19 protein-coding genes are annotated in these 19,584 nt (G+C 64.5%); 9 read left to right on the top strand and 10 right to left on the bottom strand.

All coding sequences use genetic code 11. From position 1 onward, the window contains the following. The first annotated feature begins 228 nt into the window (after positions 1–228). Together xseA and AC1D09_RS09660 are read left to right on the top strand one after the other, a co-directional pair. Positions 229–1,548 carry an exodeoxyribonuclease VII large subunit gene (gene xseA / locus AC1D09_RS09655; protein ID WP_477661762.1) on the top strand — a complete coding sequence of 440 codons (1,320 nt, stop codon included), beginning with the start codon at positions 229–231 and terminating at the stop codon, positions 1,546–1,548. Between the two features lie 81 nt (positions 1,549–1,629). Next, complete coding sequence (locus AC1D09_RS09660) at positions 1,630–2,211, top strand: Fe-Mn family superoxide dismutase (RefSeq protein WP_007872493.1); 582 nt, start codon at positions 1,630–1,632, stop codon at positions 2,209–2,211. Between the two features lie 78 nt (positions 2,212–2,289). On the opposite strand, the gene AC1D09_RS09665 is transcribed toward AC1D09_RS09660, so the two are convergent. Then, positions 2,290–2,784: a DUF192 domain-containing protein gene (locus tag AC1D09_RS09665; RefSeq protein ID WP_477661763.1), complete on the bottom strand. Its 495-nt coding sequence runs from the start codon at positions 2,782–2,784 to the stop codon at positions 2,290–2,292. Between the two features lie 95 nt (positions 2,785–2,879). Then, a complete protein-coding gene (locus AC1D09_RS09670; protein ID WP_477661764.1) occupies positions 2,880–3,203 on the bottom strand; it encodes a cell envelope biogenesis protein TolA in 324 nt (107 codons plus the stop codon). Positions 3,204–3,408: 205 nt separating this feature from the next. On the opposite strand from AC1D09_RS09670, the gene icd reads away from it, so the two are divergent. The 5 genes from icd (at position 3,409) to sbcB (ending at position 10,662) form a co-directional block, all read left to right on the top strand. Continuing rightward, positions 3,409–4,662, top strand: coding sequence for an NADP-dependent isocitrate dehydrogenase (gene icd / locus AC1D09_RS09675; RefSeq protein ID WP_413330455.1), 1,254 nt, complete (start codon positions 3,409–3,411; stop codon positions 4,660–4,662). Positions 4,663–4,822: 160 nt separating this feature from the next. Continuing rightward, entirely contained in the window at positions 4,823–5,200 is a 378-nt protein-coding gene (clpS, locus tag AC1D09_RS09680) for an ATP-dependent Clp protease adapter ClpS (protein WP_477661765.1), read from the top strand. A gap of 69 nt (positions 5,201–5,269) precedes the next feature. Further along, the gene (gene clpA / locus AC1D09_RS09685) at positions 5,270–7,606 is read left to right on the top strand and encodes an ATP-dependent Clp protease ATP-binding subunit ClpA (RefSeq protein WP_007872500.1); all 2,337 of its coding nucleotides are present in this window, start codon (positions 5,270–5,272) and stop codon (positions 7,604–7,606) included. Positions 7,607–7,715: 109 nt separating this feature from the next. Continuing rightward, on the top strand, positions 7,716–9,173 hold the full coding sequence (cls, locus tag AC1D09_RS09690; protein WP_477661766.1) for a cardiolipin synthase: 1,458 nt from the start codon (positions 7,716–7,718) through the stop codon (positions 9,171–9,173). 19 nt (positions 9,174–9,192) lie between these two features. Next, the gene (sbcB, locus tag AC1D09_RS09695) at positions 9,193–10,662 is read left to right on the top strand and encodes an exodeoxyribonuclease I (protein ID WP_477661767.1); all 1,470 of its coding nucleotides are present in this window, start codon (positions 9,193–9,195) and stop codon (positions 10,660–10,662) included. A 645-nt stretch (positions 10,663–11,307) separates the two neighbouring features. Here sbcB and AC1D09_RS09700 read toward each other — a convergent pair. Further along, positions 11,308–12,411: a saccharopine dehydrogenase family protein gene (locus AC1D09_RS09700; RefSeq protein WP_477701028.1), complete on the bottom strand. Its 1,104-nt coding sequence runs from the start codon at positions 12,409–12,411 to the stop codon at positions 11,308–11,310. A gap of 154 nt (positions 12,412–12,565) precedes the next feature. On the opposite strand from AC1D09_RS09700, the gene AC1D09_RS09705 reads away from it, so the two are divergent. Further along, on the top strand, positions 12,566–12,997 hold the full coding sequence (locus AC1D09_RS09705) for an Lrp/AsnC family transcriptional regulator (protein WP_477664842.1): 432 nt from the start codon (positions 12,566–12,568) through the stop codon (positions 12,995–12,997). Between the two features lie 35 nt (positions 12,998–13,032). Here AC1D09_RS09705 and AC1D09_RS09710 read toward each other — a convergent pair whose 3' ends face one another. The 4 genes from AC1D09_RS09710 to trhO all read right to left on the bottom strand — a co-directional run bounded on the left by AC1D09_RS09710 (position 13,033) and on the right by trhO (position 16,030). Next, positions 13,033–13,854, bottom strand: a complete 822-nt coding sequence (locus AC1D09_RS09710) for an alpha/beta fold hydrolase (RefSeq protein WP_477664843.1) — start codon at positions 13,852–13,854, stop codon at positions 13,033–13,035. A 26-nt stretch (positions 13,855–13,880) separates the two neighbouring features. Then, on the bottom strand, positions 13,881–14,327 hold the full coding sequence (locus AC1D09_RS09715) for a DUF2628 domain-containing protein (RefSeq protein WP_477664844.1): 447 nt from the start codon (positions 14,325–14,327) through the stop codon (positions 13,881–13,883). Between the two features lie 81 nt (positions 14,328–14,408). Further along, complete coding sequence (locus AC1D09_RS09720; RefSeq protein ID WP_477701029.1) at positions 14,409–15,074, bottom strand: glutathione S-transferase; 666 nt, start codon at positions 15,072–15,074, stop codon at positions 14,409–14,411. 8 nt (positions 15,075–15,082) lie between these two features. Then, positions 15,083–16,030 (bottom strand): oxygen-dependent tRNA uridine(34) hydroxylase TrhO, encoded by a 948-nt coding sequence (gene trhO, locus AC1D09_RS09725; protein WP_477664846.1) that lies wholly within the window; start codon positions 16,028–16,030, stop codon positions 15,083–15,085. A 273-nt stretch (positions 16,031–16,303) separates the two neighbouring features. On the opposite strand from trhO, the gene AC1D09_RS09730 reads away from it, so the two are divergent. Next, the gene (locus AC1D09_RS09730) at positions 16,304–17,515 is read left to right on the top strand and encodes an extracellular catalytic domain type 1 short-chain-length polyhydroxyalkanoate depolymerase (RefSeq protein ID WP_477664847.1); all 1,212 of its coding nucleotides are present in this window, start codon (positions 16,304–16,306) and stop codon (positions 17,513–17,515) included. Here AC1D09_RS09730 and AC1D09_RS09735 read toward each other — a convergent pair. The 3 genes from AC1D09_RS09735 to AC1D09_RS09745 all read right to left on the bottom strand — a co-directional run bounded on the left by AC1D09_RS09735 (position 17,487) and on the right by AC1D09_RS09745 (position 19,344). Then, positions 17,487–18,365, bottom strand: coding sequence for an alpha/beta hydrolase (locus tag AC1D09_RS09735; RefSeq protein WP_477664848.1), 879 nt, complete (start codon positions 18,363–18,365; stop codon positions 17,487–17,489). The genes AC1D09_RS09730 and AC1D09_RS09735 overlap by 29 nt on opposite strands. A 62-nt stretch (positions 18,366–18,427) precedes the next feature. Continuing rightward, entirely contained in the window at positions 18,428–18,745 is a 318-nt protein-coding gene (locus tag AC1D09_RS09740) for an EF-hand domain-containing protein (protein WP_477664849.1), read from the bottom strand. Positions 18,746–18,810: 65 nt separating this feature from the next. Beyond that, a complete protein-coding gene (locus AC1D09_RS09745) occupies positions 18,811–19,344 on the bottom strand; it encodes a hypothetical protein (RefSeq protein ID WP_477664850.1) in 534 nt (177 codons plus the stop codon). Between the last annotated feature and the right edge of the window lie 240 nt (positions 19,345–19,584).

Genomic DNA, 19,584 nt, shown 5'->3' on the forward strand with positions numbered 1-19,584 from the left:
AGCCCACAGAACTTGTGGATAACTTTGTGAGCAAGTAAGGGCGATGCGCCCGCCAAGCCGCGCCAAATCGCGGATATGACAGAACGATGAAAATTTGAGCAGAATTAAGTTATTCAAAATCAATGAGTTACACGAATTTATCGCGTCATCCGCAGGAAACAGGGCCTCGCGCCCACGCAGGACGGCGCTCTGTGGAGTACTACCCTCAGGAAATCAAGGGATTTAGCCATGTTTGAGCCAGCCGCGCGTTCCGAGAGGCCTTTTCCGGCGGGACGCGAGGCCGGTGTGCGTATCTGGCCTGTGGGCTCCTTGCTGCGCGCGATTGCCGACAGCCTGGAAGCGCGTTTCAACCCGGTCGCCGTGCAGGGCGAAATCAGCGGCTTTTCGCGCGCCGCCAGCGGGCACTGCTACTTTTCCCTCAAGGATGAACAGGGCCAGATTCGCTGCGCCATGTTTCGCCGCGCGGCCGGCTTGCTCGATTTCGCCCCGCGCGACGGCCAGCTGGTGGAGCTGCGAGGCCGCCTGGGCGTGTACGAGCCGCGCGGCGAACTGCAGCTGGTGGTGGAGTCCATGCGGCAGGCCGGGCAGGGCAACCTGTTCGAGCAATTCCTGCAGCTCAAGGCCAAACTGGAGGCCGAGGGCCTTTTTGACCCGGGCCGCAAGCGCCCCTTGCCCCAGCTGCCGCGCGCGATAGGCCTGGTCACTTCGCTGGGCGCCGCGGCCCTGCACGACGTGGCGACCGCGCTGCAGCGGCGCGTGCCGCACATTCCCGTGGTGATTTACCCGGCCAGCGTGCAGGGCGGGCAGGCCGCGGGCGAATTGCGCGAGGCCTTGCACAAGGCCTATCAGAGGCGTGGCCAGGACCGGGTGGACGTGCTGCTGCTGGTGCGCGGCGGCGGCGCGATGGAAGACCTGTGGGCCTTCAACGACGAACAGCTCGCGCGGGCCATCGTGGCTTCGCCGGTGCCGGTCATCAGCGGCGTGGGCCATGAAACCGATTTCACGATTGCCGATTTTTGCGCCGACGTGCGGGCACCGACGCCCACTGCCGCGGCCGAGCTGTGCGCGCAGCCGCAAAGCCTCTGGCTCAGCGCGCTGGATCTCGCCGGCTCGCGCCTGCAAAACGGCGTGGACCGGCAGCTGCAGTCGCACAACCAGCGGCTGGACTGGGCCGCGTCCCGGGTCAGCCGGCCCTCCCACCTGGTGACGCGCCAGCATGCGCGGCTGGCCGGCTTGGGGCAGGGCCTGAACCATGCGGTGCGCTCGGTCCTGCAGCATGAGCGGCTCGGGCTTCAATCCCTGGCGGGCGACTTTCCGCGCGAGGTGCAAGGAAACCTGTTGCGCGGCCGCCAACGCCTGGAGCGCGCGCAGCTGCGGCTGGAACTGCTGGATCCCAAGCTGGTCCTCCAGCGAGGTTATGCCTGGCTGGCCGACCTGCAGGGGCAACCAATCACCAGCCCGGGAGACACGCACGAAGGCCAGCCCGTGCGCGCTACCCTTGCCGGCGGCGAGGTCGATTTGACCGTCACGGCGCGCCGGCTGATTTAGTTTTTACAATGGCCCGGACAGCGTTTCACAAGCGCGTTCAAACCGTTCAACAACAGTTTATTCATCACCACGAGGAAAATCATGGAACACAAGCTCCCACCACTCCCTTACCCGATCGACGCATTGGCGCCGCATTACAGCCAGGAAGCCTTTGAGTACCACCATGGCAAACACCACAACGCCTATGTGGTGAACCTCAACAACCTGCAAAAAGGCACCGAGTTCGAGTCCATGACACTCGAAGAGATCGTCAAGAAATCCAGCGGCGGCGTCTACAACAACGCGGCCCAGATCTGGAATCACACCTTTTTCTGGAGCTGCATGAAGCCCGCCGGCGGCGGTGAACCCGGCGGCGCGCTGGCCGCGGCCATCAACGCCAAGTTCGGCTCTTACGCCGCTTTCAAGGAAGCCTTCGTCAAATCCGCCGTGGGCAATTTCGGCTCCGGCTGGACCTGGCTGGTCAAGAAAGCCGACGGCACCGTGGATATCGTCAACACCGGCCCGGCCGGCACCCCGCTGACCACCGCCGACAAGGCCTTGCTGACGGTGGACGTCTGGGAACACGCCTACTACATCGACTACCGCAACCTGCGCCCCAAGTTCGTGGAAACCTTCCTGTCCAACCTGGTCAACTGGAGCTTCGCCGAAGCCAACTTCGCCTGATTGGGGTTTGCGGCGCATCCAGCGCCCGCAAAAAAGCCGGCTTGAAGCCGGCTTTTTTGTTTTGGGCGAACGGAAAAATCAGCGCCTGGCCTCAAAAAAGGGGCCGCCCAGCTTGCTGCCGGCCTTGATGCCTTTTTTGGCGAACCAGCCCTTGTTCATTTCCAGCACATAGCGCACCGGCTGGGCCGAGCAGTGGGCGTCCGTGGTCTGCGGCTTCATGTCGGCCAGGTTCACGATGGTGCCGTCGTCCGCCACAAAGGCCGCCGTCAGGGGCAGCACGGTGTTTTTCATCCAGAAGCATTGCTGGCTGGGCTGTTCGAACACGAAAATCATGCCTTCCTGCTGCGGCATCTCCTTGCGGAACATCAGTCCGATTTGCCGCTGCTCGGGCGTGAGGGCCACCTGTGCATCAATCAGGTGCATGCCGGCCGACAGCTTGACGCGCTGCAGGTTCATCTGCGGGCCGTCCTGGGACCAGGCGCACAGCGGGGAGAGCAGGGCGGCCAGGGCAAAAGTGCCGGCCAGGGCCCGGAATGCCTTGCCCAAAGAGAAGGCGCCAGGGGTTGAAAACATAGAATCACCACGCATGAAGTTGACCTGCCAGCATAAACGACGCGCATAAAAAATGCCCGCACGCGGCGGGCATTTTGACCGAAGTCACCAGGAAATTACTTCTTGGCTTCAGTCTTCTTGGCGGCAGCGGCTTCAGCCTTTGCCTTCTTGGCTGCTGCAGCTTCGGCTTTCTTGGCGGCCTTGGCTTCAGCTTTTGCTTTCTTTTCAGCAGCGGCTTTTTCCTTCTTGGCGGCAGCAGCGGCAGCTTTTTCTTCTTTGGTGGGCTTTGCTGGCTTGGCAGCGGGAGCGGCGGATGCTGCGGGAGCAGCAGCGGGTGCGGCTGCGGCGGCAGGAGCGGAAGCAGGCTTGGCAGCGGGAGCTTGTGCGTAGGCACCAACGGCGAAGAGGCCAGCGATCAGAGCAGCGAGGATTTTGTTCATTTGGAATTTCCTTGAAAACGTTATTGGAAAAAATACCCCGAACTTCTCGGAGGCCCTTCCGTAACGGAGCCCCTTCACCGGCCGTTGACACAAGCCCCCAAATTCTTTTCCCCCCTGGATTTACGGCTAGAATTTAGGGGTTTTTACCTAACCTGCTACACGGCGTACCTATCCTCGCCACAGCGCCCACCGGAGACTTTCCTACATGTACCAGCACATCAAAGTGCCTTCCCAAGGCAAAAAAATCACTGTCAACGCCGACAACTCCCTGAATGTGCCTGACGAACCCGTCATTCCGTTCATCGAGGGCGACGGCACCGGCGCCGACATCACGCCGGTCATGTTGAAAGTGGTCGATGCTGCTGTTGCCAAGGCTTATGGCGGCAAGAAAAAGATCCACTGGATGGAAGTCTATGCCGGCGAAAAGTCCACCAAGGTCTACGGCCCCGACGTGTGGCTGCCTGAGGAAACCCTGCATGCCGTGCGCGACTACGTCGTCTCGATCAAGGGCCCGCTGACGACGCCCGTGGGCGGCGGCATCCGCAGCCTGAACGTCGCGCTGCGCCAGGAACTCGACCTCTACGTCTGCCTGCGCCCCATCCAGTACTTCGCGGGCGTTCCTTCCCCCGTCAAAGAACCGCAGAAGACCAACATGGTCATCTTCCGTGAAAACTCGGAAGACATCTACGCCGGCATCGAGTTCGAATCCGGCAGCGACAAGGCCAAAAAACTCATCAAGTTCCTGCAGGACGAGATGGGCGTCAAGAAGATCCGCTTCCCGAACACCTCTGGCATCGGCATCAAGCCGGTTTCCAGCGAAGGCACCGAGCGCCTGGTGCGCAAGGCCATCCAGTACGCCATCGACAACGACAAGCCCAGCGTGACCATCGTGCACAAGGGCAACATCATGAAATTCACCGAAGGTGGCTTCCGTGACTGGGCTTACGCCCTGGCCAAGAAGGAATTCGGCGCGGTGGAAATCGACGGCGGCCCATGGATGAAGTTCAAGAACCCGAAAACCGGCAAGGAAATCACGGTCAAGGACAGCATCGCCGACGCCTTCCTGCAGCAGATCCTGCTGCGCCCCGCTGAATACAGCGTGATCGCCACCCTGAACCTGAACGGCGACTACGTCTCCGACGCGCTGGCGGCCCAGGTCGGCGGCATCGGCATCGCCCCCGGCGCCAACCTGAGCGACACCGTCGCGATGTTTGAAGCCACCCACGGCACGGCGCCCAAGTACGCCGGCAAGGACTACGTCAACCCCGGCTCCGAGATCCTCTCGGCCGAGATGATGCTGCGCCACATGGGCTGGACCCAGGCCGCCGACCTGATCATCAGCTCGATGGAAAAATCCATCGAGTCCAAGAAGGTCACCTATGACTTCGCGCGCCTCATGGAAGGCGCGACCCAGGTCAGCTGCTCCGGTTTTGGCCAGGTCATGATCGACCACATGTAAAGCGGGCCCAGCCCTCTATTTTGAAGCCGCCCGGGAGCAATCCCGAGGCGGTTTTTTCATGTCCGCGAAATAAGCAAAAAATCACGCTTGAATGTCGCGTTCCCGCCACCAATTTCCCTATCAGGCGCACTGGGCTATATCGGTGGCTAGAATGAATTCCATGGCAACCAAGTCTCCCAAATCCCCCAGTACCCCGGCGCAACCCCCGGTACCCGCCGTCAGGCCGGACAACGGCGCCGGAGGGGATTCGGTCGTGCTGGAGCGCCGGCCGCAAAAAACCAAGCCGCCGCAGATGTACCAGGTGGTGCTGCTCAACGACGACTACACCCCCATGGAGTTCGTGGTGGTGGTGATCCAGGAGTTTTTCAACAAGGACCGGGAAACCGCCACCCAGATCATGCTGAAGATCCACCTGGACGGCAAAGGCGTCTGCGGGGTCTTCTCCAAGGATGTGGCCGCCACCAAGGTCGACCAGGTCACCGAGGCCGCGCGCAAGAACGGCCATCCGCTGCAGTGCGTCAGCGAGCCCATTGAATAATCGCGAATCCGGCCAATATTTGAACTATCAGTCAGTTAAGTTAACCCAAGCAAGCCGAAAGGAAGATCAATGATTGCCCAGGAATTAGAAGTCAGCTTGCATATGGCGTTTGTCGAGGCGCGTCAGCAGCGCCACGAGTTCATCACCGTCGAGCACCTCCTGCTTGCCTTGCTGGACAACCCCAGTGCCGCGGAAGTGCTGCGCGCATGCTCCGCCAACGTGGATGATCTGCGCAAGTCGCTTGCCAACTTCATCAAGGACAACACCCCGCAGGTCGCCGGGACCGACGACGTCGACACGCAGCCCACGCTGGGCTTCCAGCGCGTGATCCAGCGCGCCATCATGCACGTGCAGTCCACCGGCAACGGCAAGAAGGAAGTCACCGGCGCCAACGTGCTGGTCGCCATCTTCGGCGAAAAAGACTCGCACGCCGTTTATTACCTCCACCAGCAGGGCGTCACCCGCCTGGACGTGGTGAATTTCATCGCCCACGGCATCAAGAAGAGCGACCCACCCGAGCCCGCCAAGGCCGGCGAGAGTGCGGCCGAGAACGAAGAGGGCGGCGAGAAGAACGAAAAAGCCTCTCCGCTCGAGCAGTTCACCGTCAACCTGAACCAGCTCGCCAAGGACGGCAAGATCGACCCGCTGATCGGCCGCCAGTACGAGGTCGAGCGCGTCATCCAGATCCTCTGCCGCCGCCGCAAGAACAACCCGCTGCTGGTCGGCGAGGCCGGCGTGGGCAAGACCGCCATCGCCGAGGGCCTGGCCTGGCGCATCACGCAGAAAGACGTGCCCGAGATCCTGGCCGAAGCCAATGTCTACTCGCTGGACATGGGCGCCTTGCTCGCGGGCACCAAGTACCGCGGCGACTTCGAGCAGCGCCTGAAGGGCGTGCTCAAGGCGCTGAAGGACAAGCCCAACGGCATCCTTTTTATCGACGAAATCCACACCCTGATCGGTGCCGGTGCGGCCTCGGGCGGCACGCTGGACGCGTCCAACCTGCTCAAGCCCGCGCTCAGCTCGGGCCAGCTCAAGTGCATAGGCGCGACCACCTTCACCGAATACCGCGGCATCTTCGAAAAAGACGCGGCCCTGTCGCGCCGCTTCCAGAAGGTCGACGTGGTCGAGCCGACCGTGCAGGAAACCGTCGACATCCTCAAGGGCCTGAAGTCGCGCTTTGAAGAGCACCACAGCGTCAAGTACGCCGTGGCCGCCTTGCAGGCCGCCGCCGAGCTCAGCGCCAAGTACATCAACGACCGCCACCTGCCCGACAAGGCGATTGACGTCATCGATGAAGCCGGCGCCGCCCAGCGCATCCTGCCCGCGTCCAAGCGCAAGAAGATCATCAGCAAGGCCGAGGTCGAGGAGATCGTGGCCAAGATCGCGCGCATCCCGCCGGCCAACGTGTCCAACGACGACCGCGGCAAGCTCAAGACGCTGGAGCGCGACCTCAAAAGCGTGGTGTTCGGCCAGGACAAGGCACTCGACGTGCTCGCGTCCGCCGTCAAGATGGCGCGCTCCGGCCTGGGCAAGGACGACAAGCCGATCGGCTCCTTCCTGTTCTCCGGCCCCACGGGCGTCGGCAAGACGGAAGCCGCCAAGCAGCTGGCCTACATCATGGGCATCGAGCTGATCCGCTTCGACATGTCCGAGTACATGGAGCGCCATGCCGTGAGCCGCCTGATAGGCGCGCCCCCGGGCTATGTCGGTTTCGACCAGGGCGGCCTGCTGACCGAGGCCATCACCAAGAAGCCGCATGCCGTGCTGCTGCTCGACGAGATCGAGAAGGCGCACCCGGACATCTTCAACGTGCTGCTGCAGGTCATGGACCACGGCACGCTGACGGACAACAACGGGCGCAAGGCCGATTTCCGCAATGTCATCATCGTCATGACCACCAACGCCGGTGCCGAGACGATGAACAAAGCGACCATCGGCTTTACCAACCCGCGCGAGTCCGGCGACGAGATGGCTGACATCAAGCGCCTGTTCACGCCCGAGTTCCGCAACCGCCTGGACGCGACCGTGAGCTTCAAGGCGCTCGACGAAGCCGTCATCCTGCGCGTGGTCGACAAGTTCCTGCTGCAGCTCGAGACCCAGCTGGCCGAGAAGAAGGTCGAAGTCACCTTCACCGATACGCTGCGCAAGTACCTCGGCAAGAAGGGCTTTGACCCGCTGATGGGCGCGCGGCCGATGCAGCGCCTGATCCAGGACACGATTCGCCGCGCCCTGGCCGACGAACTGCTGTTCGGCCGCCTGATAGACGGCGGGCGCCTGACCGTCGACATGAAAGTGACGGCCGACGAAAAAGGCGTGGAAACGGGCGAAGTCGAGCTCGACATCCAGCCTTTGCCCAAGAAAGAGGGCAAGGCCAAGCCTGAAGCCGAGGCGGCGGAAACCAACTGAAGCAAACCCGGGCGTCGAATTCCCGGCACCCATCCAAAAGGCCGGTAGCATCACGCTATCGGCCTTTTTTCATGTCCGCCAGCGCCGCCAACCCTTTCAGTCCCCCGCCTTGACGCTCCCCGAACTCAGCTCCGAATGGAAAACCGGCCTTTCCCTGGCCTGGAGCCTTTACATCGCGGTGCTGTCCATCTGGATCGTGATGCAAAAGCGCGCCCCGGTGTCCACCATGAGCTGGATACTGTCGCTGGCCCTGCTGCCTTTCGCGGGCTTTGTCATTTATTACTTCCTCGGGCCCCAGCGCCTGAAAAAACAGCGCCTCAAGCGCCTGCGCAGCCGCGCCGGCGAGCGCGCGGGCGCGGACCTGGCCCTGCTGCGCGAGGCCGCCGAAAAAGCGCCCGCGGCCCTGCGGCAGATGGCGGCGCTGGGCACCGCCGCCTGCGGCTTGCCGGTGTCCAGCGCGACCTCGGTTAAGCTGCTCTCGGGCGGCGTGCGCACCTTTGACAGCATCTTCAAGGCCGTGCGCGGCGCGCGCGACCACGTCCACCTCGAGTACTACATCTTCGAGCCCGACCAGATAGGCACCCTGCTGCGCGACCTGCTGGTGGAAAAAGCCGGGCAGGGCGTCACCGTGCGCCTGCTGGTCGACGCGCTGGGCTCCAAGCGCCTGGGCAGCAAGTTCCTGGCGCCGCTGCTGGCCGCCGGCGGGCAGGTCGCGTTTTTCCACGACACCCGCATAGGACGGCGGCTGCGCCCGGTGACCAACTACCGCACCCACCGCAAGATCGTGGTCTGCGACGGCAGCATAGGCTTTACCGGCGGCGTCAACATCACCGACGAGGAAGACCGGCGCGCCCGCCGCGACGCCTACCACGACGTGCACCTGCGCATAGAAGGCAGCGCCGTGCGCTGGCTGCAGACCACCTTCCTCGAAGACTGGGCCTACACCACCGGCGAGCCGCTCAAAGGGGGGCAGCGCGACCTGCCGCAGCTGCTGCCGCAGCTGCAGCCCGGGGCCGAGGCCGGCGACATCCCGGTGCAAATCGTCACCAGCGGGCCCGACACCACGCTGGAGCCCATACACCGCATGCAGGTCGCGGCCATCAACGCCTCCACCCAGCGCGCCTGGCTGACCACGCCGTACTTCGTGCCCGGCGAGCCGGCCCTGATGGCGCTCACCAGCGCCGCACTGCGCGGTGTCGACGTGCGACTGCTGCTGCCGCGCCGCAGCGACAGCTTGATCGTCAGCGCCGCCGCGCGTTCCTATTACGACGAGCTGATCGCCGCCGGCGTCCAGGTCTGGGAATACAAGGCCCGCATGCTGCACTCCAAGACCCTGGTGGTCGACGACAACTGCGCCATGGCCGGCACCGCCAACTTCGACAACCGGAGCTTTCGCCTGAACTTCGAGGTCATGGCGGTGGTCTACGGCCCGGCGCTGGCCGGGCCGCTGGCCGAGCAGTTTGAAACCGACCTGCGCAGCGCAGCCGCCGTGCGCGCCCACAGGCCGCAGCGTTTCCTGATGCGGCTGGCCGACGCCACCGCGCGGCTGTTCTCCCCCTTGCTTTAAACCCTTTCCGAGACGCTCCATGGCCTCCCACACCTTTCTCTGGCACGACTACGAGACCTTCGGCATCAACCCGCGGCGCGACCGGCCCGCGCAGTTCGCCGGCATACGCACCGACGCCGAGCTCAATGAAATCGGCGAGCCGCTGATGCTCTACTGCAAGCCCGCCAGCGATTACCTGCCGGATCCGGAGTCCTGCCTGCTCACCGGCATCACGCCCCAGCTGTGCCTGGAGCGCGGCGTCGCCGAGCATGAATTCGCCGCCCGCATCGAGGCCGTGCTGGCCCAGCCCGGCACCATAGGCGTTGGCTACAACACCATACGTTTCGACGACGAAGTCACGCGCCACCTGTTCTGGCGCAACCTGATAGACCCTTATGCGCGCGAGTGGCAGAACGACTGCGGCCGCTGGGACCTGCTGGACGTGGTGCGCATGGCCTACGCGCTGCGGCCCGAAGGCATCACCTGGCCGCGCAAGCCCGATGAGCGTTTTCCGGACGACCCCAAGGTGACCCGCCCCAGCTTCAAGCTTGAAGACCTGGCGCGCGCCAACGGCCTGATGCACGATGCGGCGCATGACGCGCTGTCCGACGTGCGCGCCACCATCGCGCTGGCGCGGCTGATACGCCAGGCCCAGCCCAAGCTTTTCGACTTTGCCCTGAGCCTGCACAAAAAGGACAGGGTCGCCGCCGAACTCGGCCTGCCCACCAGCCCGCAGACGGCCCAGCCTTTTTTGCACATCTCCGGCATGTTCCCGCCCGAGCGCGGCTGCCTGGCCGTCATGTGGCCGCTGGCCACGCACCCGACCAACAAGAACGAGCTGCTTGCCTGGGACTTGTCACAAGACCCCGCCGAGCTGCCGCTGCTGGACGTCGCCACGCTGCGCCAGCGCCTGTTCAGCCGCTCCGCCGACCTGCCCGAGGGCGTGCAGCGCCTGCCCATCAAGTCGGTCCACCTCAACAAGTCGCCCATGGTGGTGCGCAAGCTCGCCACCCTGACGCCCGAGATGGCGGCCCAGTGGGGCGTGGACATTCCTGCGGCCCTGCGCAACGCCGAAAAAGCCGCAGGCCTGCCCGACATGAGCGCCATCTGGCCCGAGGTTTTCCAGCGCCCCAAGGAGGCCGCGCCCGACGTCGACGAAGACCTTTATGGCGGTTTCATCGGCAACGCCGACCGCCGCCGCCTGAACCAGCTGCGCGCGCTGTCGCCCGCCGAACTGGCCCACAGCCGTACCGGCTTTGACGACGACCGCCTCGAGGAAATGCTGTTCCGCTACCGCGCCCGCAATTTTCCCGAGACCCTGTCGCCTGAAGACGCCGAACGCTGGGAGGCGCACCGGGTCGCCTGGCTGCTCGAAGGCGAGGGTGGGGCGCGGAATGTGGATGCGCTGTTTGCCCGGATTGATGTTTTGTCGGAGACGGCGGATGAGCGCGGCGAGGAAATATTGGGCGCGCTCTATGAATATGCGGAATTTGTAGCGCCTGAAATTTAGGTGCCGGGTCTTGCGCCGGCGGGCGCGCTTCCTTTGTGTTCTTTGCTGAGACCTGCTGGCCGGGGGTTGCCCGGCGGCAAGTAACTTTCTTTTGCTTCGCCAAAAGAAAGTCACCAAAGAAAAGGCGACCCGCAGTCTGGGTCCCCTGCGCTTCGCTACGGGGCAACCTGCGGTGCTCGAGCCAAGCGGGGTCCGGCTAAACTCGCCTTCGGCTCAGACAACGCCGGCCCTGATCCGCTTGTCTCTGCGCTCCTCGGCCCAGCCAGGACGGGGCAATCGGGATCGGGAGCGGGAACCAAACACCAACAAGGACACGCCATGGCGTGTCCTTGTTTCTTCAAGTATTCAGGGTTTTGTCTTCGGCTGTTCGGTATTCCTGTCCCCACCCCTTGTGTATGCGCCGAGGAGCGGAGGTCCAGACGGATCAGGGCTGGCGTTGTTTGAGCCGAAGGCGAGTTTAGCCAGACCCCGGCTGGACCGAGCACCGCAGGCTGCCCGTAGCGAAGCGGAGGGACGCAGACACCAGGGTCGCCTTTTCTTTTGCTTACTTTGCTTTTGGCGAAGCAAAAGAAAAGTGAGTTGCCGCCGGGCAACCCCCGGCCAGCAGAACTAAGAAGAAAGCGCACCGCCGGAGCAAGACCGGCCTCAAGCCGCGGCGCGTTCCGCCGCATGCTCCGCATAAGCCCTGCCAAAGCGGTTGGCCAGAAAGTCCCCCAACGCAATCTCTTCCTGCCGCACAAACCCCCGTGCCGGCAGCTTCCCAGTCGCCAGCAAATCCAGCACGGCGCAGATACCGGAAGCCGTGGTCACCTGGATCGCGCTGCGCAGCACGCCGTCCACCACCTGGCTATAGACCTTGTGCGCATAGGTTTCCTGCATCAGCCGGCCTTCGCGCTGGCCGCTCACGGTGACAAACACGATGACCACGTCCTGCAGAGTGACGGGCAGGGCGTTTTCCAGCAGGTCCTTGAGCACATGGCGGCGCTCGCGCAGGCGCAGGTCGTTGAGCAGCACCTTCATGATGGCCGCGTGGCCCGGGTAGCGTATGGTCTTGTAGTTGAGGTGGGTGACCTTGCCCTGCAGCGTTTCGCACAGCGTACCGAGCCCGCCTGAGGTATTGAAGGCCTCATAGGTCACGCCGTCCAGCGAGAATTCCTCATGCTCGGCCAGCGACGGCACCTGGCGCAGCACGCCTTCGACAATCGCCTCGCAGGGCTCGCAGTACTCGTTGATGACGCCGTCGGTGCTCCAGGTCAGGTTGTAGTTGAGCGCGTTCGACGGGAACTGCGGCAGCGCGCCGACCCGCATGCGCACGCTGTGCAGGCTGTCAAAACGCCGGCACAGGTCGGCCGCGACGATGGAGACAAAACCCGGTGCCAGGCCGCACTGCGGGATCAATGCCGTGCGCGCGCCGGCGGCGGCCAGCTCCTTCACGCGTCGCGTGCTGGCCACGTCTTCTGTCAGGTCCAGGTAGTGCACGCCTTGGGCCACGGCGGCCTCGGCGATTTGTGTGGTCAGGTGGAAGGGCGCCGCGCTGAGCACCGCATACTGCCCGGCCAGCGCGGCGCGCAGGGCCGCCGGCTTGCTGATGTCCAGCGCCAGCCGCTGCACGCGCGGGCCGGTCTTGATGCCCGCCAGCGCCGCCGGCGAGGCATCGGCCACCGTCACCGAATAGTCCCGGGTGGCGCCCAGCAGCGCGGCAATCGCCGAGCCGATTTTTCCGGCGCCTGCGACCATGATCTTCTTCATAAGGCTCTCCTAGGGGAATGTGCCCCGGTGCGAGGCATGACCCATTGTGGAAGGCCCGGCAGGCGGTTACCAGTATCAATTTAGACAAAATAACGCCATACTTTAGATAAATAAGCTATCTAAATACGCGATTTAACTATCTTGGAGGGATGCCATGCAACTCGACGCCATAGACCAGACCCTGCTTGCCGAACTGCGCGACAACGCGCGCTGCCCCATGGCCCTGCTTGCGCGCAAGGTCGGCTTGTCGCGCACCGCGGTGCAGGCCCGCATCACGCGGCTGGAACGCGACAAGGTCATCACCGGTTACGGTGCGCGCACCGGTGAGGCCTATGAGCAGTCGCAGGTATCGGCCCATGTGATGCTCACCGTAGGCCCCAAGCTCACGGGCACGGTGGAGGCGGCACTGCGCAAGATTCCCGAGGTGCGCTCCCTGCTGTCCATCAGCGGCACTTACGACATGATCGCCATCGTGCAGGCCGGTTCCATCGAAAGGCTGGACGCATTGATAGACGGCATAGGCCTGCTTGACGGGGTGGAGCGCACGCATACCTCGGTGGTGCTGTCCACGCGTATCCAGCGCTAGCGCCGAGGAGGGCGCGACCGCCTGGTCATGCCGACTTACAGCTGCTGGAGGTATCGCGCCAGCGCCGGGTTGAACTGTTGGGGCGCTTCAAGTGGCGGCAGGTGTGCCGTGCCTGGGATCACCAAGCCCTGGGCCGCGGGTATGCGCCGTGCAAGCAATTCGGACCTCTCCTGCAAGTTCGGCAGGTCAAGATCGCCCCACAGCACCAGCGTAGGCGCCTGGATCGCCTCCAGGCGTTCCCACGCCGCGGGCTCCTCGGACGCCGCACCCGGGCTGGCGGCACGCAAGGCGGTGCCGTTCATCGAAAGAAAAAGCCGGCGAGCCTCGCCGCTGACCCGATTTGGCGGGCTTAAGGGACCGTCCAGCCAAAGACGTGCCTGGAGTTCGTTCTTGGCATCGAGGTCGCCCCGCGCCGCGGCGTCGCTGATCGCATCCATCAATGCCCTGACCGGATTGCCATATCGTGCCGCTGGCGCGCCACTGACGCCGGGCGCAACAAGAACCAGGCCGCCGACCCGGTCCGGCCGGGCCAATGCCGCGTCGATGGCAACACGGCCTCCTAAAGAACAGCCGACCAACACCGCCCGGTCATAGCCCAAGGCATCCATCACCGCCCACAGGTCGGCCACATTGGAATGCGGCCTTGGGTACAAGGTGCGCGATGCCCCGAAGCTCCGGCGGTCATAGCTCGCGACCGGATGTGTTGTGGCCAGCCAGTCCCACTGGCTTTGCCACATGCGGCTGTCCGCGACGTTGGCGTGCAGGAAAAGCACTGGCATGCCGGTGGCGCCATGGTTTGCCTCGTGCGCCACGGCCAGCATGGCGCCTTGGACTTCAACCGAAGTCATGGTCTTCATGGCCAGGGGTTTTGGTGAAGGGAGCCCTACCACCAGCCGTTTTGCCCGAGCACCATCTTCTTGTAGTAATCGATCTTCGCGCGCACAGCGAAAATGGCCGCGACCCCATAACCCAGGGAGCTGCCGAAGCGGCCCAGGCCAGCCCATTCCAGCAGCATCCCGAGGATCACCACAAGCACCAGGCACACCACAAACAGGGTGATGGCTTTTTTCCACATGCCCTTGGCCAGGTAGTAGAAAGGGCCGAACAGGAAAGGCAGCAGGCCGAAGCCGATCTTCATGCGCTCGCCGAAGCTCAGGGCCTTGAACTGCGGCAGCTTCACGCCACCGGCTTTCTCGATGATCCGGAAGCGGGTCTTCCAGGTGTCGGAAACAGGCAAGCTGTCGATGTCCGAGGCGATCAACGGCTCAGCCACATCGCTGACGGGCGCCTGCGGCGGCGCAAAGGGATTGGGTTGCGTGGGCTGGTTCAAAAAAATCCTCCCGGTAGTGGCTGGCATGGCCGCAGGCGCTGCCGGCTGTGATCCGGTCTGGGCGTCGCTGTGTGCTTTATATCAGCATTGAACCTGGGCGCTCGTGTCCCGCCACGGCGCATGTTTGCCCATCACGCCCGCATACAGCGCACCCGCCTCAAAGCCCGCCAGCCAGGCCTGCAGCCTGGGCCAGGCTTGCGCGGCGAACCAGGTGGCATCGGTATGGGCGAACTGGCGCACAAAGGGCAGCAGGGCCATGTCGGCCAGGCTGGCGCGCGCGCTGAACAGCCATCCGCTGCCCAGCATGCCGTCCAGTTTCGCCAGCCAGGCCGCGCCTTCCGTCCTGTGCAGCAGCGCAAACGCCTGCGCGTCACCGGCCGATTCATCGGGATAACGGTTGGGGTATTTGTAGCGGTCCAGGTGGCGCTTGAACTCGCCGTCGTTGCCTGCGACCAGTGCGAGCATCTCGTCCATGGAGGCATGTGGCGGCGCAAGCCAGCTTTGCGGGTCATGGCGCCGCAGCGCCCACAGCATCACGTCCAGGCTTTGGTCTATCACCGTGCCATCCGGCAGCACCAGTACCGGCACCGTGCCCTTGGGCGAGGCGGCCAGCAGCTCGGCCGGCTTGTCGCGCAGCACGACTTCGCGCAATTCGTAAGGCTCGCCGCTCACGGCCAGCGCCAGGCGCGCGCGCATCGCATAGGGACAGCGGCGAAAGGAATACAGGACGGGCAGGGCGCCGCTCATGGCCACAGTCAGGCGCCGGGCTGGCGCACGCCTATGTGCGCGGCCTGGCGTTTTTCGGCCAGCTCGACCTGGCGCTGGCGTTCGCGGTAGCCGGCTTTCTGTTCGTCGCTGGTCTTGGCGTGGCAGTGCGGGCAGCTCACGCCGAGTTCATACAGCGGCGAGCGGCGGTCTTCTTCGCTGAGCGGGTCGCGGCAGGAGCGGCACAGCGTGAAGCCGCCGGGCTTGAGCCCGTGGCCCACCGAGACGCGCTCGTCAAACACAAAACATTCGCCTTGCCAGCTGCTCTGCGCCTCGGGCACGGTCTCCAGGTATTTGAGGATGCCGCCTTCGAGGTGGTAGACCTCCTCAAAGCCCTTGGAGCGCAGCAGCGCGGTGGATTTTTCGCAGCGTATGCCGCCGGTGCAGAACATCGCCACCTTGGGCTTTTTGCCGTCACGCGCGGCCAGCTTGCCGCCTTCGGCCATTTCGCGCTCCACCCAGCCGGGCAGCTCCGAAAAACTGCCGGTGTGCGGGTTGATCGCGCCCTCGAAGCTGCCTATGGAGACTTCATAGTCGTTGCGCGTGTCGACCAGCACCACGCCGGGCTCATGGATCAGCCGGTTCCAGTCCTGCGGCTTGACGTATTCGCCGGCCATCAGCGCCGGGTGGACCTCGGGCACGCCCATGGTCACGATCTCGCGCTTGAGCCGCACCTTCATGCGGTAGAAGGGCATCTGTTCGGCCCAGGCCTCCTTGTGCTCCAGCTTCGCCAGGCGCGGGTCGGCGCGCAGATACGCCAGCACCGCATGAACCCCCTCAGGCAATCCCGCAATCGTGCCGTTAATGCCTTCAGCGGCCAGCAGCAGCGTGCCCTTGACGCCATGCGCCTCGCAATGCGCGAGCAGCGGCGCCTGCAGTGCGGCGAAGTCCGGCAGTTCAACAAATTGGTAAAGGGCGGCGGTCAGGAAACGGGACATGAAGAAAAAGGCGGGTAAACAGGTCAGAGTGCCCCAAAAAGGCATTTTCAGCGGCGTAAGCCAAGTCTCCAATGGTAACGGGGAGGGCTTTCGCACCCTGACAGCTGGATTTTGTGACGAAAGGCACTTTATTTAAGCCAGGCGGCATCGCTTTACGCCCCTGACCGATAGACATTTTGCTGCAATGCAGCAAAATAACCGTGTACTTATAAATCGCACGCCGGCCCGGACCATACCGCCGTCCTCCATGACTCCTCAACTCCACCGCCCTTCATGTCAAAAAGCCTGAGCAGCCTCTGGTTGAAAAGCATGCGCCGCGTCAGCAAAGTCCAGCAGGCGGAGGGATTGCGCCTGTTCAAAAGCCTGTTGCCCAAGGCCGTGCCGGCCAGCAGGCCGCGCAAGCCCCAGCTCAAACTGGTCAAGCCTGCCGCGGCCCAGCCCACCCGGAAAGCGCGCCGGCCTACGGCGGCGCAGGCGCGCGCGGCCGCCGGCCTGCCCGGCACCTGGCGCAAGGCCTGGTTTACCTTGCCGGGGGACGGCCTCTACACCGATGCGCGGCGCATGATGTACTGGCTTTACCTGCCCGCCGCCGCGGCCGGGGCGTCTGACGCTCCCGTGGCGCCGCGCCCGCTGGTGGTCATGCTGCATGGTTGCCGGCAGACGGCGGCCGACTTCGCGGCGGGCAGCCGCATGAATGCGCTGGCCGAACGCAAGGGCTTTGCGGTGCTTTATCCGCAACAATCGGCTGCGGCCGATGCCCATCGTTGCTGGCACTGGTACAGGCAGGCCACACAACGGGGAGAGGGCGACGTCGAAGTGATTGCCGCGATGATTGCCCAGGTGCAGAACAAGCACGGGCTGGACGCCTCGCGCACCTACGTCGCGGGCCTGTCGGCCGGCGCCGCGCTGGCTGCCATCGTGGCCTTGCGCCACCCGCAGCTGATCGCGGCCGTGGGTATGCACTCGGCGCCGGTCTTCGGCACCACACATTCACCCTTCAGCGCCTACCGTGCCATGCAGCACGGCTCGGGCTCGTCCTACGGCGCAGCCGCGCGTTTTTTTGCCAGCCAGCAGCCGCAGTTCCCGGGCATGCCCGCCCTGCTGATCCACGGCGACCACGACAGCGTGGTGCGGCGGGTCAATGCCGACCAGCTGGCCGAGCAGTTTGAAATCATCAACGGCCCGGTCCTCGCCGAGGGAGCGTCACGCGAGGGGCCTGTGGTGCGCCGCCATCCCGAGCGCCGCGGCGGCCGGCGGCCGCGCCATGCCTACCAGACTTCCACCTGGTACGCGGGCCGCAAGCCGCAGCTCGTCAAGTGTGATGTCGACATGCTGGGCCACGCCTGGAGCGGCGGCGATGCGAGTCTCGAATTCAACGAACCGCATGGGCCCGATGCCTCGCTGCTGATGTGGACCTTCTTCAGTTACCACCGCCGCGCGCCGGTATTGCCTCAGCCTAAGGACGAGGCAACAGGCCCATCATGAAGCCGTCGACGGCCTCGGTGTAGGCGCCGGGCAGGCCCAGCGTACTGTTGACCTGCTCATGCGTGAGGTCCTGCGGCAGCACGCTCGCGCGCACGCCCTTGGCCGCAACCTTGGCGGCAAAATCGCGCGACTGGGCGCAGGAACCGTCGGCCCGCTGCGTCGAGCACACCAGCAGCATGGGCGTGGCGTCCGCTGCCAGCACGCTGCTGGGTGACACGCTGCGCCAGTAAGCCGGGTCGGCGCCGAAAACCTTGTCGTAAAAACCCATGTGGCGCGCCCGCATGATGCGCTCCAGGTCCAGCGCCGCGCTGTCCAGCGCGACCGTGCCCAGCCAGGGATGGGCGCCGGCCTCGCGCGCCAGCGCCGGCGAGGCTGCCAGCAACGCCACCAGGTGCGCGCCGGCCGAATGCCCCATTAGGATGAATTTCGCCGGGTCGCCGCCCCAGGAGGCCGCCAGACCTTGCGCCTTGGCCAGCGCCGTGGCCACGTCGCGCGCCTGCAGCAGGGGATCGGCCTGCGGCATCAGGCGGTAGCCCACCGAAACAAAGACATAACCCTTCTGTTTGACCCAGTAGGCCACCTTGTTCTCCACCACCTTGGGCATGGCCTTGTTGCCCACCATCCAGGCGCCGCCGTGCACCATCACGATGACGGGCACCTTCGCGATGCTGCCCGTGGCTGGGGGCGGCAGGTAGACGTCCATGCGCTGGCGCTCGTCCTGGCCGTAGGGCAGGTCGGCGATGCGGCGCACGCCCTCGGGCAGCGCCGGCGCGGCCAGGCTCAAGGTGGCGGACAAAAGCAGCGTCGCGACAAGGCCGGCGCGCTGCGCCCGGGTGGCAAGAAGCGTCATGAAAAATCTCCAGTCAATCAGCGTCCGGTGGGACGGGAAGAATGCAAAACCATGCATGCGGCTCAGCCGGCCGGCTTGCGCGAGCCTTTTTTCGACACCACAAAGGTCTCGATGTCGGCCAGCGAAATGGCGCCGGTATGGCGGGTGTCGATGGCATCAAAGTTTTTGTAAACCTTGGGCATTTTGGCTTGCGCTTCTTCGCGTGTCAGCTTGCCGTCCTTGTTGGTGTCGGCCGCGTCAAAGCGCTTTTGCAGTTCGGTGCGGGCTTTTTCCAGGCGGCCGGTGTTGGGCGACTGAGCCTGAGTTTGGGCCTGGGCCGCGGCGCCCAGTGCCAGCAGGCCCATGATTGAAAGAGCGCGGAGGTTGAAGGTGGGGGTCATGAAAGTGCTCCAGATAAGGGTTGGAAGGTTTGGAAGAATCCGCTTCGGTGGAGGGCCGGGCCCGTTCAGCGCGAGGGGCAGCTCATGGCCGTACCCGTGGCGTCATAGCAGGTCGTGCTGCGCGTGACGCCGGTGGCCTGGTTATAGGACGCCGTGCTTTGCACACTGTTGCCGGTGGCCGCGCTGGTGGCCGTGGTGTTGCGGCTGGCGTTCACGCTGCCGTCGGCGGTTTTGCTGCTGCTGCCGCTGCTTTCCAGGCTGCCTTTGGCGCCGGTGGCGGCAAAGCTGCCACTGCGCTCGGCCGAGCCGTCCGCGCTGCGGCTGGCCTGGCCGGTACGCACGGCGGTGGCACCCTTGGGACCTGTGGCGGAGGCATCGACCGCGGTGCTGGCATTGCCTTGCCCGTCGGCGGTCGTGCTGCGGTTGCGCACCCGTGTGCCGCCGTTCGGGCCCTGGCGGTTGACGGCCGTGGTGGCCGAGACGCCGCCGTCGGCATTGGCTCGCACCACGCGGCGGGCGGCCGCTTCGGCATGGGTAGCGGAAAAACCTGCGGCCAGCAGGGCACAGGTCAGGGCGGTGGCGGAAAGCGTGCTTTTCATGGCGAACTCCTGGGAGTTTGAACTGGGGTTTGAGGGCTTTCGGCGCCGCGCAAACCTGTATTGCAGCGCCGTGACGCCACTGTGGCCGCCAGATGTGAACCATGCGTGGCGGCCAGCGGCCTCTTGATGACAAGGCATGAACAAACCCCGGCTTTGTCATCGTTTGTCATGATTTGCCGGGCAGGCGGCCTGGCGCGGGCCGCTACCATGGGGCATCTTTCTTGCGTCGGGATGATTTCT

The sequence above is a fragment of the Polaromonas sp. P1_A2 genome (assembly GCF_056406895.1).

Coding starts and splice junctions, on each gene's coding strand:
- sbcB (WP_477661767.1), top strand. CDS start 9,193: ATGGCCTCCCACACCTTTCTCTGGCACGACTACGAGACCTTCGGCATC.
- AC1D09_RS09710 (WP_477664843.1), bottom strand. CDS start 13,854: ATGAAGACCATGACTTCGGTTGAAGTCCAAGGCGCCATGCTGGCCGTG.
- AC1D09_RS09735 (WP_477664848.1), bottom strand. CDS start 18,365: ATGACGCTTCTTGCCACCCGGGCGCAGCGCGCCGGCCTTGTCGCGACG.
- AC1D09_RS09730 (WP_477664847.1), top strand. CDS start 16,304: ATGTCAAAAAGCCTGAGCAGCCTCTGGTTGAAAAGCATGCGCCGCGTC.
- icd (WP_413330455.1), top strand. CDS start 3,409: ATGTACCAGCACATCAAAGTGCCTTCCCAAGGCAAAAAAATCACTGTC.
- clpA (WP_007872500.1), top strand. CDS start 5,270: ATGATTGCCCAGGAATTAGAAGTCAGCTTGCATATGGCGTTTGTCGAG.
- AC1D09_RS09745 (WP_477664850.1), bottom strand. CDS start 19,344: ATGAAAAGCACGCTTTCCGCCACCGCCCTGACCTGTGCCCTGCTGGCC.
- clpS (WP_477661765.1), top strand. CDS start 4,823: ATGGCAACCAAGTCTCCCAAATCCCCCAGTACCCCGGCGCAACCCCCG.
- AC1D09_RS09665 (WP_477661763.1), bottom strand. CDS start 2,784: ATGTTTTCAACCCCTGGCGCCTTCTCTTTGGGCAAGGCATTCCGGGCC.
- xseA (WP_477661762.1), top strand. CDS start 229: ATGTTTGAGCCAGCCGCGCGTTCCGAGAGGCCTTTTCCGGCGGGACGC.
- AC1D09_RS09700 (WP_477701028.1), bottom strand. CDS start 12,411: ATGAAGAAGATCATGGTCGCAGGCGCCGGAAAAATCGGCTCGGCGATT.
- AC1D09_RS09720 (WP_477701029.1), bottom strand. CDS start 15,074: ATGAGCGGCGCCCTGCCCGTCCTGTATTCCTTTCGCCGCTGTCCCTAT.
- AC1D09_RS09660 (WP_007872493.1), top strand. CDS start 1,630: ATGGAACACAAGCTCCCACCACTCCCTTACCCGATCGACGCATTGGCG.
- AC1D09_RS09740 (WP_477664849.1), bottom strand. CDS start 18,745: ATGACCCCCACCTTCAACCTCCGCGCTCTTTCAATCATGGGCCTGCTG.
- AC1D09_RS09670 (WP_477661764.1), bottom strand. CDS start 3,203: ATGAACAAAATCCTCGCTGCTCTGATCGCTGGCCTCTTCGCCGTTGGT.
- AC1D09_RS09705 (WP_477664842.1), top strand. CDS start 12,566: ATGCAACTCGACGCCATAGACCAGACCCTGCTTGCCGAACTGCGCGAC.
- trhO (WP_477664846.1), bottom strand. CDS start 16,030: ATGTCCCGTTTCCTGACCGCCGCCCTTTACCAATTTGTTGAACTGCCG.